Annotated in this window: 14 protein-coding genes; 13 read left to right on the top strand and 1 reads right to left on the bottom strand. The window is 39.0% G+C overall.

The annotated features are described in order from the left end of the window. Positions 1 to 7 precede the first annotated feature (7 nt). From ACRPLY_RS19035 to murC, 8 genes are all read left to right on the top strand, one after another. The gene (locus tag ACRPLY_RS19035; protein WP_013059506.1) at positions 8 to 1,081 is read left to right on the top strand and encodes a M42 family metallopeptidase; all 1,074 of its coding nucleotides are present in this window, start codon (positions 8 to 10) and stop codon (positions 1,079 to 1,081) included. Between the two features lie 58 nt (positions 1,082 to 1,139). Next, a complete protein-coding gene (locus ACRPLY_RS19030; protein ID WP_034271430.1) occupies positions 1,140 to 1,664 on the top strand; it encodes a DUF84 family protein in 525 nt (174 codons plus the stop codon). Between the two features lie 154 nt (positions 1,665 to 1,818). Further along, positions 1,819 to 2,136 (top strand): thioredoxin family protein, encoded by a 318-nt coding sequence (locus tag ACRPLY_RS19025; protein ID WP_013059504.1) that lies wholly within the window; start codon positions 1,819 to 1,821, stop codon positions 2,134 to 2,136. Between the two features lie 72 nt (positions 2,137 to 2,208). After that, entirely contained in the window at positions 2,209 to 3,021 is an 813-nt protein-coding gene (locus ACRPLY_RS19020) for a DUF1444 domain-containing protein (RefSeq protein WP_080754456.1), read from the top strand. A 2-nt stretch (positions 3,022 to 3,023) separates the two neighbouring features. Next, positions 3,024 to 3,629, top strand: coding sequence for a YtpR family tRNA-binding protein (ytpR, locus tag ACRPLY_RS19015; protein ID WP_028411821.1), 606 nt, complete (start codon positions 3,024 to 3,026; stop codon positions 3,627 to 3,629). 429 nt (positions 3,630 to 4,058) lie between these two features. After that, on the top strand, positions 4,059 to 7,160 hold the full coding sequence (locus ACRPLY_RS19010) for a DNA translocase FtsK (RefSeq protein WP_323873928.1): 3,102 nt from the start codon (positions 4,059 to 4,061) through the stop codon (positions 7,158 to 7,160). A 340-nt stretch (positions 7,161 to 7,500) separates the two neighbouring features. Further along, positions 7,501 to 8,154, top strand: coding sequence for a nicotinate phosphoribosyltransferase (locus ACRPLY_RS19005; protein ID WP_432232091.1), 654 nt, complete (start codon positions 7,501 to 7,503; stop codon positions 8,152 to 8,154). A gap of 185 nt (positions 8,155 to 8,339) precedes the next feature. Next, complete coding sequence (gene murC, locus ACRPLY_RS19000; RefSeq protein WP_013059499.1) at positions 8,340 to 9,641, top strand: UDP-N-acetylmuramate--L-alanine ligase; 1,302 nt, start codon at positions 8,340 to 8,342, stop codon at positions 9,639 to 9,641. A 42-nt stretch (positions 9,642 to 9,683) separates the two neighbouring features. Here the strand turns inward: murC and ACRPLY_RS18995 are convergent, their stop codons facing one another. Then, on the bottom strand, positions 9,684 to 10,799 hold the full coding sequence (locus tag ACRPLY_RS18995; RefSeq protein ID WP_165635100.1) for an aminopeptidase: 1,116 nt from the start codon (positions 10,797 to 10,799) through the stop codon (positions 9,684 to 9,686). A gap of 282 nt (positions 10,800 to 11,081) precedes the next feature. Between ACRPLY_RS18995 and ACRPLY_RS18990 the strand changes: the two genes are divergently transcribed. From ACRPLY_RS18990 to ccpA, 5 genes are all read left to right on the top strand, one after another. After that, a complete protein-coding gene (locus ACRPLY_RS18990; RefSeq protein WP_028411817.1) occupies positions 11,082 to 11,567 on the top strand; it encodes a DUF948 domain-containing protein in 486 nt (161 codons plus the stop codon). 27 nt (positions 11,568 to 11,594) lie between these two features. Next, positions 11,595 to 12,050 carry a YtxH domain-containing protein gene (locus ACRPLY_RS18985; RefSeq protein ID WP_013059496.1) on the top strand — a complete coding sequence of 152 codons (456 nt, stop codon included), beginning with the start codon at positions 11,595 to 11,597 and terminating at the stop codon, positions 12,048 to 12,050. 247 nt (positions 12,051 to 12,297) lie between these two features. Then, entirely contained in the window at positions 12,298 to 12,621 is a 324-nt protein-coding gene (ytxJ, locus tag ACRPLY_RS18980; RefSeq protein WP_028411816.1) for a bacillithiol system redox-active protein YtxJ, read from the top strand. Positions 12,622 to 12,848: 227 nt separating this feature from the next. Beyond that, a complete protein-coding gene (locus tag ACRPLY_RS18975) occupies positions 12,849 to 13,925 on the top strand; it encodes a bifunctional 3-deoxy-7-phosphoheptulonate synthase/chorismate mutase (RefSeq protein ID WP_033579601.1) in 1,077 nt (358 codons plus the stop codon). A gap of 559 nt (positions 13,926 to 14,484) precedes the next feature. Next, complete coding sequence (ccpA, locus tag ACRPLY_RS18970) at positions 14,485 to 15,483, top strand: catabolite control protein A (protein WP_013059493.1); 999 nt, start codon at positions 14,485 to 14,487, stop codon at positions 15,481 to 15,483. The last annotated feature ends 23 nt before the right edge of the window (positions 15,484 to 15,506 follow it).

The raw sequence follows: 15,506 nt of genomic DNA, 5'->3' as shown, positions 1-15,506 counted from the left end.
AGTATATATGAACAATGAAACGCTATCTCTATTTAAAACATTAACGGAGTTACCAGGTGCCGCTGGAAACGAACATCAAGTACGTTCATTTATGCGCTCGCAAATTGAACCCCTTGTAGATGAAGTCATTCAAGATGGGTTAGGAAGTTTATTCGGCGTTCGCTATAATGAAGAAAAAGGTCCTAAAGTAATGGTAGCAGGACATATGGACGAAGTAGGATTTATGGTTACGTCTGTAACTGATAAAGGAATGCTTCGTTTTCAAACTCTAGGAGGATGGTGGAGTCAAGTACTTCTAGCTCAACGCGTCCATGTTGTGACAAAAAAAGGTCCTATCACCGGCGTAATTGCTTCTATCCCTCCCCATTTATTAGACGAATCACAGCGCAACAAGCCAATGGCCATTAAAAATATGATGATTGATGTGGGCGCAGATAGCAAGCAGGAAGTAGCAGAAATGGGCATTCGTCCTGGCGATCAAATTGTACCGATTTGTCCGTTTACGCCAATGGCAAATGAAAAGAAAATACTGGCAAAAGCATGGGATAACCGCTATGGGTGCGGACTTGCGATTGAATTATTAAAAGAAGTAAAAAATGAAAAATTGCCAAATATCTTATATTCTGGAGCTACTGTTCAAGAAGAAGTAGGACTTCGCGGTGCTCAATCAGCTGCGAATATGATTAAACCGGATTTGTTTTATGCACTAGATGCTAGTCCTGCTAACGATACGTCAGGCGATAAAAATGCATTTGGACAATTAGGAAAAGGCGTATTACTTCGTATCTTTGACCGTACGATGGTCACACATAGAGGAATGAGAGAATTTATTTTAGATACAGCGGAGACAAACAGCATCCCTTATCAATACTTCGTTTCTCCAGGAGGTACGGATGCAGGGCGCGTTCATACTTCTAATAACGGAGTTCCTTCTGCAGTGATCGGCGTATGTTCACGTTATATTCATACCCATGCATCTATGATTCATGTGGATGACTATGCAGCTGCAAAAGAATTATTAGTCAAACTTGTACGCTCTACAGACCAAACAACGCTTGATACGATTAAACAAAACGGATAAAGAAGAACAAAGCAGCTGCTTTTGCGGTTGCTTTGTTTCATCATGACAGGAGAAAAAAATGAAAATTGCAATCGGAACGAAGAACCCAACAAAAGTAAATGCAGTAAAAAAAGTATTTGGAGATACTTTTACATATGTAGAGGTAGACGTGCAGTCCGGGGTGTCACCACAGCCTTTTTCTGATGAAGAAACCATCCAAGGAGCGATTAACCGCGCGCGTGCTGCTGTCAAAGAGACAGGTGCTGATATTGGCATTGGACTTGAAGGAGGGGTACAGGAAACGCCTCATGGCTTATTCCTTTGCAACTGGGGAAGTCTTGTTACCTCTAAGGACCTTGAACCGATTTTAGGTGGAGGAGCTCGTATTCGGCTTCCTGAAGCGGTAGCCGATATGCTTCGTCATGATAAAAAAGAATTAGCCGAAGCTATGGAAGTGTATACAAACCAAAAAAATATTCGAAAAAAAGAAGGAGCAATCGGCATTTTCACCAATGGAAATTTAGATCGGACCGCTATGTTTTATCAGGTTGTTTTAATGCTAAAAGGACAGCTGGATTTTAGGACAAATCAAGCTGTTCAATAGGAAATTCCTTTGTAACCCTTTATAATAGAAAAGCATCAGTGTATGATAGTTGCAACAACTCATATACTATGTTTTGATGTAGAAGGATTAAAAAATGTATGGGGCTTTAGCCGTTTAAATACGAAAGTAAAAAAAAAAAGTGGAGGAAAGAAAAATGGAAAAAATGCAAACAATTGAACAATACAAAGAAATCATTAAAGAAGGAAAACATATCATGATGTTTTCAGCAGACTGGTGCCCAGATTGCCGAGTAATCGAGCCTGTGCTTCCAGAAATTGAGGCGAATCATAGCGAGTATACATTTCATTATGTCGACCGCGACGACTTTATCGATCTTTGTGCAGAATTAAGCATCTTTGGCATTCCAAGCTTTGTCGGTTACAGCAACGGAGAAGAAACAGGGCGTTTTGTCAGCAAAGACCGTAAAACAAAAGAAGAAATTGAAGAGTTTATTAACGGCTTAAATGCATAAATCAAGTGAAGACTGATAGCGATCTACAGCTATCAGTCTTCATACATAAAAATGAGAAAAGGAGGCGTAAATATGGCGAAAATGAATAGTCAAAAGATGAGAAAGCTACTTGAAGAGCGATTAACGGGTGCGGATTGGTCATTTTTATTTGACCGTGAAAAAGATACGCTTCGCGTTGAACATAAGGAAACGAAAAAAGGTGTAACCATTTCTTTACCTGGGCTAATTGCAAAATGGGAAGAAAAAAAGGAAGCGGCTCTAGATGAAATGGTATATTATATAAAAGAAGCTCTTCGTGTTATGAACGATGAACAGCAGGTAACGGGAAAAGAAAAGCGCATTTATCCAGTTATTCGCTCAACGTCTTTTCCGGATAAATCGAATGAAGACGTGCCGTTGATTTATGATGAACATACAGCTGAAACACGCATTTATTATGCGCTTGATTTAGGCAATACATATCGTCTATTAGATGAGAAACTAATTCGTAAGGAAAATTTAGATCTATCCGCAGTGCGGGAAATGGCTAAATTTAATCTTCGCTCTTTGCCGATTTCACATAAAAAAGATACGGTAGCAGGCAATGACTTTTATTTTGTAAATCAGAACGATGGATACGATGCAAGCCGAATTCTTAACGAGGCATTTTTGCAAGATTTTGCTTCTAGTGTTTCGGGCACAATGGCTGTAGCAGTACCTCATCAAGATGTGCTGATTCTAGCTGATATCCAAAACGAAACGGGTTATGATATTCTTGCGCAAATGACCATGAGCTTTTTTGCAAGTGGACGTGTACCCATCACAGCTCTTTCATTTTTATACGAAAACGGTGAGCTAGAACCTATTTTTATTCTAGGAAAAAATCGCAGTAAAGGACGGGACTAATTATGAATCTTTTTTATAATAAAGAAGGTATCGGCGATACGTTAATCGTCAAGCTAGAAGATATTGCAATTGAAAATCGCACGTTTGAAACAAAAAGCGACGTTGTGCGTATCTTTGATCAAAAATCAAATACAACGGCTGGCTATAACATCTTTCATGCTTCTTCTAAGTTAAAAGTAGAGGGAAATGGTTCTCTTGAATTAACAGAAGAAATGGTGGAAGAAGTAAATCGTGTACTTAGCGAAAGCGGTTTTGAAGGTAAACTTGAAGTGGATTTATCTCCTAAGTTTGTAGTTGGATATGTTCAAGAAAAAGAAAAGCATCCAAATGCAGATAAGCTAAACATCTGTAAAGTAGATGTTGGCACAGAAACACTTCAAATTGTATGTGGAGCACCAAATGTAGACGCAGGTCAAAAAGTCGTCGTAGCAAAAGTAGGAGCGGTTATGCCAAGCGGTATGATCATTAAAGATGCAGAGCTGCGCGGTGTACCTTCTTCAGGCATGATTTGCTCTGCTAAAGAGCTGGCGCTTCCGAACGCTCCTCAAGAAAAAGGGATTTTAGTACTTGAAGACAAATATGAAGTAGGTCAGCCTTTTCAAGCATAAAAGCAGAGTGTGATACTAATTTATAGGGCAAAAGCAGGATGTTTTTTTACACGTATATTTCAAAGCGTTACAGTTGCTGAAAAGCAATTGTCAATTCTTAAAAAGGTTTGATAAAATTAAAAGCCACTAGTATAGACTAGTGGCTTTTTTCGCGTTTAATTATGAGTGCTAATTAAACATGAAAAAATATTTTTGCAAAGAGGAATTTTACTGTATAAATAAGGGAAGCAAAATAGTAGATTTTATAGTAAGAGTTCAAGCATACGTGATAGAATGATAAATGAAAAGATAGTATATATATCCATCTCAGAGAATACTTTGAGGCCAAAGGTAAATAAAGGATGCATGGATAGCTTTTTGTAGATGTCGCAGCACTGCGATATAAGAGGCTAAACGAAGTAAGATAGTCTGATAGAAAGAGTGATAAAAATGGGTTTTGTACGAAAAGTAATGGATTATTTACTAGGATACGAAGTGAAAGAAATCGTTGTAGACGAACATGGAAATACAACGGAAGAATACCCTTTAAATAGAGAAAAAACAATTCCTAAAAAGAAGGCTACTAAGCCTAAACAAATGCAGTCAGTTCATCAAAAGCCAGTGATGAAAGCAGCGCCAAAACCTTCTGTTCCACACTCGGCCAGAACGCAAAAGCGGAATTACAGTGAAGAGCAGCAAGATGTTCATACAAAAGTAGCTTATCAATACCCAAAAGGAACGTTTCGTTTCCCTTTAATTGATGATACGGGAGAAGCAAAAAAGGCAGCAGCTCCTAAAAATGAACCAAGGCCTGTAGCAAAAAAGGCACCGGCTCCGTTTTATCAAGAGCCTGTTCGCAAGTCGGCGCTAACGCAGCCTAAGTCAGTATCTCAGCCGTTAAAAGCGGTATCTGAAAAGAAAGAAGCGATTCCGCAAGTAAGAAAACGTCCGTTCCGTCCGACTGAAATCCCTTCACCTGTTTATGGGTTTAATAAGCGGCCTTCTAATGTTGTACAAAACGGAAGTGAGGAAGTAGTAGAATATGAGCTTCCGAGTACACAGTTATCAAAAGCAGCGTTTGAAGATGAAATTTACCGACGAGCGATGAATACGTCTGTTGTAGAGCCGTTAAGAAAACCAGTTTCTAAGCCTATAGCGGAAGAAGCACAGATTCAAGAAACGGAAGAAATGATGCAACTGTCTTCTCAGCGTTTTGCTCAGTGGAAGCAATATGAGGAAAATCAAAAAGAGAAGATATCATTTCCTGAAGAAAAGCCAAGTTCTTCAGTAGCCGTAAAAGAACAGGAAGAGGTTCCAACTTTTGAAGAATCACATGCGGTCGAACCGTTAGTGGCAAAAGAGAAAGCTACCGACTGGGATTTGGCGGAAGAAACAGCAGTAGCTGAAGAGGCTCCAATTTCAAAGGAAACGCCTCCGTTTGAATCATCCGTTTCTTTCCAACAAGAGATCGGAAATGAAGCTGAAGAGGCAGAAGCAGAAACGTTGATGGAAGAAAGCCCAGCGTTTTTACAAGCAGAAGAAGTAGAAGCACTAAAGCCTAGAAAGAGAGAAGAAGTTCCAGCCGCTGAAAAAGAAAGTCACGTCATTCTAGAAGAGCCAACAAACAGTGTTCATGTTGAAGCAGAACATGAGCTGAATTCTGAAAGTTTACATCCATCGCAACCCGCAGCTGATGAATGGCAACCAGAAGCGGTATCCGCTGTTGTGCACCGAGAGCTTGAAAATTCAGTGATAAAAGAGGAAGAGAGCAGGATGCAAGAAAGTCAAGAGTTACAAGGACAAGTACAGCAAGAGTCAGCTGTAGAACCTCTTGTACCTGCAGAACAGCCAGGGAATGCTGAACGAGCTCGCGGTAAGCGATTAGTGCCTTTTAACGTAATGATGCTGAAAAAAGACCGCACAAAGATGGATAACAGCGCTCGAGAAAAAAGTCAGCCGTCCCAAGGTTCATACCAAAGGCAGGAGGCAGAAGCTCTGCAAAAAAAAACGGAAGTAAGTAGGCAAGAAGAAGTTCACGGTGAAAAAACCGAAGAAGCGGTTCCGCAGGCTTCATTAAAATCTGAAGAACCTGTAAATGTAAAAGCTTCTTCTCCTTATACATTTCCTGGAATGAACTTGCTTAACATTCCTCCAGCTGCTATTGAAGAAGATAATCAATGGGCGGATGAGCAGCGTGAGCTTTTGGATATGACATTAAAAAACTTTAACGTTCGAGCTAAGGTCGTAAACGTCACGCAAGGTCCTACCGTAACCAGATTTGAAGTACATCCTGAGCCCGGTGTGAAAGTGAACAAAATTACGAATTTAACAGATGATATTAAACTGAGCCTAGCCGCGCGTGATATTCGAATTGAAGCGCCAATTCCAGGGAAAAATACGATTGGGATTGAAGTGCCAAATCGTCAAAGTAAGCCGGTGTTAATTCGCGAAATTTTGAGGCATCCTTCTTTTAGAAAAGATAACTCTCCTTTAACGGTGGCGTTAGGGTTAGATATTTCAGGAACGCCGGTTGTGACTGACTTGAACAAAATGCCTCACGGTTTAATTGCTGGAGCGACGGGGTCTGGTAAAAGTGTGTGTATTAATACCATTATCGTCAGCTTGCTTTATAAAGCTGCGCCACACGAAGTCAAGCTTATGTTAATTGACCCTAAAATGGTTGAGCTAGCTCCTTACAACGGCATTCCGCATTTAGTCAGCCCGGTTATCACGGATGCGAAAGCAGCTACTACAGCTTTAAAGTGGGCAGTAGAGGAAATGGAGCGCCGTTACGAACTGTTTGCACATGCGGGCGTACGTGATATTACAAAATACAACGAACGTGTAAAAGAACATAATGAAAAAAGCGGGGAGCTGCCGTATCTAGTTATTATTATTGATGAACTTGCCGACTTGATGATGGTATCTCCAGGGGAAGTAGAGGAAGCTATTTGCCGTATTGCACAAAAGGCAAGAGCGTGTGGCATTCACTTATTGCTTGCAACGCAGCGTCCTTCCGTAGATGTTATTACAGGCTTAATTAAAGCAAATGTGCCAACGCGTATCGCATTTTCTGTTTCTTCGCAAGTTGATTCACGTACAATTATCGACACAGGAGGAGCAGAGAAGCTATTAGGTAAAGGTGATATGCTGCTTCTTGAAAACGGATCTTCTAAAAGCGTTCGAATTCAAGGGAACTTTGTTTCAGATGAAGAAATTGATCGCGTTGTAGATCATGTCAAAAAGCAAATGAAGCCAACATACTTATTTGATCAAGAAGATTTGTTGAAAAAGCAGCAAAGCTTTGCTTCAAATGAAGAAGATGAGCTTTTCTATGAAGCATGCGAGTTTGTGCTAGACCAAGGCGGTGCATCTACTTCCAGTCTGCAAAGACGCTTCAGAATGGGGTACAATCGCGCAGCGCGCCTAATTGATATGATGGAGCAGCAAGGAATTATTTCAGAAGCAAGAGGAAGCAAGCCGAGAGATGTGCTCATTACCGAAAACGAGCTTCAGGAAATGGAAAGTCAAACAGCCACTTCTACATTTTAAGCTGTGTTTCTGCATGTAGGTTAAAAAAAGAGGCTATGCAAAATCAGCAGGATACAGCTTTATGTGAGCTAACGCTCTGTCACTGTATCCGCCGCCTCTTTTTTTCCTGCTTTAAGTTCGTTTATACAGAATTTGAGTAGGGATTTTGGAAGAAATCCATCAGGAAAAAAAGGAAAAGGTTTGTCAGAACTAGTAAAATGATTTACTATATGTAAGGATAATGTGTGTTTTGCTTTTTTAGCATGTGATAGTTTGCTATCATTTCTCACCAGCTGAAACATATGAGCTGAAGGCGTTTAAAGAGGACAAACCAAAATAATCAGAGTACGAGTGAAGAGTAATGACAGAAGAAAATCATGAACTGATTAACTTTAATGAAATTCGTGAACAAAAGCAGCTTCAGTCTGATAATGCTATTTGCGACTTTTACAATCAATATTTCTTTTTTGTGAACCGCTATACGAATATACGAGAAAAAGTGCGGGCTTCACATCTATTTAAAGAGTTAGTAAACTTGCCTCATGAGGCGGCTCTATCTGATTCCCATGAACAATTATTTTTTCAGTGGTTTGCATTTGAATATGTAACCATTCAGGGGAAAACCCTGCTGCAGCTGTTTTTAGCTGATCAGGCGAAGCAGAAAACAGAGTCGTTTTTAATTCAAGGAGCCTTTTTTTTGACGAGTGTACTAGAGCCAATTATTGTGTCTAAAGTACCTAATTCGTTTTTCTTAAAAGGATATACCCCATTGACAAATGAGCAGGTTATCATCAAAGATGTAAGAGGAAGATTTGCAAATTTAGAGGAACAACAAGTAATTTGGATTCGAAAAATAAAATCAATCGGATATGACGTGTTAATTGACTCTTTCTTTTTAGGACATAAACAACGCATTGAACAGTTAGTAACCCAATATAATGACAAAAAAAATGCAATGACATGGCGATCGTTTTTAAAACAGCAGGCTATATACTATGTGATGAAGCCAAGATAAAAGGCCGTTTCGCAAGGGAAGAGAGTAGAAATGGAGTCATGGAGTTATGTTATAAGAAGTGATATAATGTACGAATGTTATCGTGAAATCAGCAATCAAACGACATTTATATACGTTTGTAAGAGCAATTCTAGATAACCGTCATATACTGTCTTACAGATAGACGAATGTTGGAGGTTCTTTATATGACAGTTTACCATTTTGTAGGTATTAAAGGAACAGGAATGAGTGCGCTTGCGCAAATCCTAAACGATATGGGCTTTCAAGTTCAAGGATCGGATATTGAAAAAGAAATTTTTACGCAAAAAGCACTAGAACAGCAGGGAATTCCTGTTTTACCATTTGATAAAAATAATATTAAAGACGGCATGACTGTAATTGCAGGAAATGCTTTTCCTGATACGCATGAAGAAATTGCAGAAGCAGCTTCAAAAGAAGGAGTCAAGCTTGTACGCTATCACCGTTTCTTAGGTGACTTTATGAAACAGTATACGAGTGTAGCCGTAACAGGAGCACACGGAAAAACATCCACAACGGGTATGTTAGCGCATGTGATTCAAGGAGCTGAACCTACTTCATATTTAATTGGAGACGGTACGGGTAAAGGTGTAAAAGACAGCAAGTATTTTGCGTTTGAGGCATGTGAGTATCGCCGCCACTTCTTATCTTATACGCCAGACTATGCAATTATGACGAATATTGATTTTGATCACCCTGATTATTTTGCCAATATCGATGATGTATTCAGCGCGTTCCAAGAGATGGCACTTCAAGTCAAAAAAGGAATTATTGCCTGTGGAGACGATGAACATCTGCAGCAAATTCAAGCGAAGGTACCTGTTCTTTATTACGGATTAGGCGAAGAAAATGATTTCCAAGCACGTAATATCGTAAAAAGCACAACAGGCACAACATTTGACGTGTTCGTTCGAAATACATTCCACGCATCATTTGAGATTCCAGGGTATGGCGACCATAACATCTTAAATGCACTTTCCGTTATTGCACTTTGTCATTATGAAGAAATTGACGTTGCTGTGCTGCAAGAGCGTTTTAAAACATATCAAGGTGTAAAGCGTCGTTTCAGCGAAAAGAACGTTGGCAAACAAGTGCTAATCGATGATTATGCACACCATCCAACGGAAATTAATGCAACGATTTCAGCTGCTCGTCAAAAGTATCCAAACCGTGAAGTTGTGGCTGTTTTCCAACCGCATACGTTTACGCGTACACAAACGTTCTTAGAGGACTTTGCAGCAAGCTTACAGCACGCTGATAAAGTATATCTATGTGACATTTTTGGATCAGCCCGTGAGCATCAAGGTAAATTATCAATTGAAGATCTACGAAGCAAAATCAGCGGAGCTGAATTAATTAATGAAGAAACAATTGAATCGTTAAAAGACCATAATGAAGCTGTATTAGTATTTATGGGTGCTGGAGACATTCAAAAGTTTGAAAAACTATATCAGCAAACCGTATCATAAAAAAGAGGCACTCTTCTGAGTGCCTTTTTTTTATTTCAAAACTCATTTTAAATTTTCAGGGTTTAACGCTTTTAATTCTTCAATGACAAATAGCCCGTCTTTACGAATCAACACGTCATCGAAATAAACCTCACCGCCACCGTATTCTGGGCGCTGAATCATCACCATATCCCAGTGAATATTTGACTTGTTTCCGTTATACGCATCTTCGTAGCACTCGCCAGGAGTGAAGTGGAAGCTTCCGTCAATTTTTTCATCAAATAAAATGTCTTGCATTGGATGTTGAATATACGGATTTACGCCAATCGCAAATTCGCCAACAAAACGAGCGCCTTCATCTGTATCAAAAATGCCGTTGATGCGTTCTGTATCATTAGCGGTTGCTTCAACAATTTTACCGTTTTTAAATGTTAAGGATACATTCTCAAACGTAAAGCCTTGATAGTTAGAAGGAGTGTTGTAAGAAATTGTTCCGTTTACAGAATCACGTACAGGAGCCGTGTATACTTCACCGTCCGGAATATTCATTTCTCCGGCACACTTCACTGCAGGAATATCTTTAATAGAGAACGTTAAGTCTGTATTCTCACCCGTTAAACGCACTTTGTCCGTACGGTTCATGAGCTCAACTAAAGCATCCATCGCTTTGCTCATTTTGCCATAGTCTAAGTTGCATACATCAAAATAAAAATCTTCAAATGCTACTGTACTCATTTTAGCAAGCTGCGCCATTGAATCGTTTGGGTAGCGAAGAACGACCCATTTTGTTTTTGGAACGCGAATTTCTCTATGTACTTTTTTACCGATCGTATTCCCTTGGATTTTCATTTTATCTGCCGGAACATCTGATTGTTCAAAAATGTTTGAACCAGAACGTAAGCCAATATAAGCATCCATTTCTTTCATCACATTTGCTTCGAAGTCTGCCATCATATTGTACTGCTCTTCTTGTGCACCGTTTAAAAGAGCTCGGTCTACCGAATGATCTTTTAGCAGTACAAACGGGTAGCCACCGGCCTTGTACGCTTCATCTACAAGTGCTGTCACAAGCTCGCGCTGAAGTCCAAAGTTTTCGATTAATACTTTTTCTCCTTTTTGAAGGCGAACAGAATAATTAATTAAATTTTTAGCTAATGTTGCAATTCTAGGGTCTTTCATAAATAGTGCCTCCTTAAAATAACAATGATTGATGATTCACTTTCTATTGTACCCCACTGAGCTTATTTTGTTTGTTTTTATGCTTTAAAATCCTTTTTTTCTTTAGGAAGGGAAATAACTCATATATCGCGAAATAATGTAGCAATCTTCCCTTTTTATGAATAAATGCAGAGAGAATATGGTAAAGTTAAAGAGTCTATAGGGAATAGAAGGTTTAATTGTTTATAAAATTGGGAAAGTAGTTATAACAAGAGAGATGAAAATAGGAGGTGCCTTGCACAGATGGTTATTATTCTTTATTTAAGCGCTGCTATTGTTGCCATTGCGATTTTTTACCTGGTGGTTTCCGTGTCAAAAACATTGAAATCCGTTCAGCACACATTAAATTCAGTGGCAGGTACTTTAGACGGTGTAGAAAAGCAAATGACAGGAATCACAGCTGAAACAACTGCACTTTTACATAAGACTAATCTGTTAGCTGAAGATATTCAGCGTAAATCCGAAGCGCTGAACACAGTCGTGGATTCTGTTAAAGGCGTAGGTGACTCAATCCAAGACCTAAATAAGTCGATTAAAAGCGTATCATCAAGCGTTTCAGAGAAAGTAGAAGAAAATAAAGAAACTGTTGCTCAAGTCGTTCAATGGAGCAATGTTGCATTAGACGTATGGGAACGTATAAAATTAAGAAAACAGAAAAAAATTGACGCGGAGCCTGTACCTGTTGAAGTAAAAGAAAAAGCGGTTCAACGCTCACGCTCATTTTCATAAGGATGAACTTTAAAGGAGGAGACGCATATGTCAAACAAACCAAATAAACCAAACAACACTTCAAATAAAGGCTTTTTAGTAGGAACAGTGATTGGAGGAGTTGTAGGAGCTGCAACGGCATTATTACTTGCTCCAAAATCAGGTAAAGAGTTCCGTTCGGATTTAAATGAGCAGGCAGCTTACGTTCGTTTAAAAACAGAGCAAGCGAAAAACAGCGCTGTTGAAAAAGGACAAGGGTTTGCTCAAACGGCTAAAGAAAAAACGGCTGGTTTATCACAAACATTATCTGAGCAATCTTCACAAGTAGTGGACAAAGTGAAAAACTTCCGTAAAGTAGATCCTGAACACGAAGCATTACCTCCAACGAGCTTAGAAGTGCTTGCTGATGAAGTGGAGTCTCAAAGCAACGAAGACGTTCAACAGAAGCTAACAGAAGCTCAAAAAGCATTAGATGAAGTGGAAAGCACAGTGCCACGACCATAATAAAGAATCAAAAGCGTTTAACCTATAGGGTGAACGCTTTTTTTGTATGTAATTTAGGTTGAACGGCAAGTAAATGTTAGTTTCATCAGAGGGATTTTAATTTAACAAGTTCTTTTCTTTCTATGCTGAAAATAACTTCACCTTATAAATAAATTCATTAGCATTATACATAAAGCTGAGCACTCTTTTTGTATGGAAACGGTCAAACCATGTAAACTTAAGAGTAAGTACAGAAAGGGTGAAAAAAATGAAAAAGATTTCAACAGTTGAAGAGTTCGAACAAGTTATTAAGGAAAACCATCGCTTTTTATTTTTAAAGCACAGCACGACGTGTCCAATTAGTGCAGCTGGTCATGAGGCATTTTCAGCGTTTGCTTCTAGTCATGAAGACATTCCTTCTTATTATCTTCATGTGCAAGATTCACGAGACGTATCCAACTATATTGCTGAAACGTATGAAGTGAAGCATGAATCACCTCAAGCGCTTCTGTTTGAAGATGGAAAAGTGAAGTGGCACGCTTCTCACTGGAACATTAACGAAGAAGAATTAGCGAAAAATGTAGCTCATTAATTGAAAGAGGCTGGTACAAAAGCAGTTTAGGTGAAGGAAGATCCGAACGATTAATCGTTCGGTTTTTTTTGTAAGCTGATTGCGGTTTCATCCACTTTTTCGTACAATAGATGTAGTTTAGCACATAAAAGCAGAGAAGCCCCTTACATATATCCTCCATCACCTATCATCTTATGTAGTAACCCTGCTAAACGGATTTTTTAAAATCAGTGAAAGGGTGGACGTACATGACGAATTCAGATCTTCAGCATTTGCGATCTCAAATTGACGAAGTAAATATGAAACTGTTAAAGCTTATTAATGAGCGAGGCGAGCTTGTTCAAGAAATAGGAAAATTAAAAGGAATGCAGTCAACCAAACGATTTGACCCTGTTCGTGAACGAGCAATGCTTGATGCGATTTTAAGCAAGAATGAAGGACCGTTTCAAACATCTACGCTTCAACATATTTTCAAAGAGATTTTCAAAGCTCATTTAGAGCTTCAAGAAGATGATCATCGTAAAGCACTTCTTGTATCCCGTAAAAAGAAGCCGGAAAATACAATCGTTACGGTAAAAGGAGAAACAATTGGTGACGGACTTCAGCGTTTTGTAGCAGGACCTTGTTCCGTTGAAAGCTATGAGCAAGTAGCAGCCGTAGCAAAAGCCGTAAAGCAGCAGGGTGTGCGGATGCTTAGAGGCGGAGCCTACAAGCCAAGAACATCTCCTTATGATTTTCAAGGCCTCGGCTTAGAAGGACTGCAAATTTTAAAAAGAGTAGCTGACGAATATGATTTAGCCGTTATTAGTGAAATTGTCGACCCCGCTGATATTGAAACGGCTGTAGAATACGTAGATGTGATTCAAATTGGTGCTCGTAATATGCAAAATTTTGAGCTGTTAAAAGAAGCGGGTGCGGTGAAGAAGCCTGTCTTATTAAAGCGGGGCTTAGCCGCTACGATTGATGAGTTTATTAATGCTGCTGAATACATTGTATCAAAAGGAAATGATCAGCTGATTTTGTGTGAACGAGGAATTCGTACGTATGAGCGAGCAACGCGAAATACGCTGGATATTTCAGCCGTTCCCATTTTAAAACAAGAAACTCATTTACCTGTTTTAGTCGACGTCACGCATTCAACAGGAAGACGAGATTTGCTTGTTCCAACGGCTAAAGCGGCTCTTGCCATTGGTGCGGATGGAATTATGGCAGAAGTTCATCCAGATCCGGCGGTAGCACTTTCTGACTCAGCTCAGCAAATGGATATTCCGCAATTTACAGAATTTATGAAGCAGCTAAAACCTATATGTAACTTAAATTTATAAAAAAACGTAAAAAAGAAAAATTCGTATACTTTTATGACAAGTTTGAGGCACTTAATGGTTTCAAGCTTGTTTGCCTTTCGTTATAATAAAGATAAGCGAAATTATCACGTATTTTGAAAACAGTCGATAACTTTTGTCAAAATAGGAAAGAATAAGTGCAAATCCAAAAAACAAGAATTTATGAAATTCTCGTGAAACTTGTCGGAAAAAGGCGGTAAATACGTTGCGGTGAAGCACATAGTATCGTATAGTAGTTACAGATATTCGCTATCATTCTGTGAGTGCATATGATATAAATTCGCGATTCACTTTTTTTATTTACTTACTATACACCGTCTTTTACATTGTTACATATAAACTGGTAAAATTGTCTTTGCACACGTAATAATAAGGGCATAACAGGAATGATTTAGATGCATACAGGGTATCTAAGCTGTATGTAAGAGTGAAGGAGCTAGAAATAGCCATTCTATAAAGGAAGATGGATTTATATACGTAAATACAAGAAATGAAATAAGGATAAAATAAACGAAATGTTTTTCGATAAGGAGTGTTTGTTGTGAACGTAACAATTTATGATGTAGCAAGGGAAGCAAGCGTGTCGATGGCAACGGTTTCTCGTGTGGTAAACGGAAATCCAAATGTAAAACCATCAACTAGAAAAAAAGTATTAGAAACAATTGAAAGACTAGGCTATCGTCCGAACGCAGTAGCGCGTGGATTAGCCAGTAAGAAAACAACGACAGTAGGAGTTATCATTCCTGATATTTCAAATATTTTCTATGCAGAGTTAGCGCGTGGAATCGAAGATATTGCAACAATGTACAAGTATAATATCATCTTAAGTAACTCCGACCAAAATCAAGATAAAGAACTTCATCTTTTAAATAACATGCTTGGTAAACAAGTAGACGGAATCATCTTCATGAGTGGGAATGTAACGGAAGAACACGTAGAAGAGTTAAAAAAATCACCGGTTCCAGTTGTACTTGCAGCATCAATCGAATCAACTAACCAAATTCCATCTGTAACTATTGATTATGAACAAGCAGCTTTTGATGCAGTGCAATCACTAATTGACAGCGGTCATAAAAATATTGCATTCGTTTCAGGTACGCTAGAAGAACCGATCAATCATGCGAAAAAAGTAAAAGGGTACAAGCGTGCTCTTACTGAAAGCGGATTGCCTGTACGCGATTCTTATATTGTAGAAGGAGACTACACGTACGATTCAGGTATTGAAGCAGTTGAAAAACTATTAGAAGAAGATGAAAAGCCAACTGCTATTTTCGTTGGAACGGATGAAATGGCATTAGGCGTTATTCACGGGGCACAAGATCGCGGGTTGAATGTACCAAACGATCTAGAAGTTATCGGTTTTGATAACACAAGACTTTCAACAATGGTTCGTCCTCAGTTAACATCTGTTGTACAGCCAATGTATGATATTGGTGCAGTAGCGATGCGTCTCTTAACGAAATACATGAACAAAGAAACGGTAGACAGCAGCATTGTACAGCTTCCTCACCGCATCGAGTTCAGACAATCAACAAAATAATAATACCTGTGAATGAATAAGAA

The organism is Priestia sp. TGN 0903, assembly GCF_050846855.1.
Lineage (GTDB): Bacteria > Bacillota > Bacilli > Bacillales > Bacillaceae_H > Priestia > Priestia zanthoxyli.
This window is presented reverse-complemented; position numbering and strand designations above follow the sequence as displayed.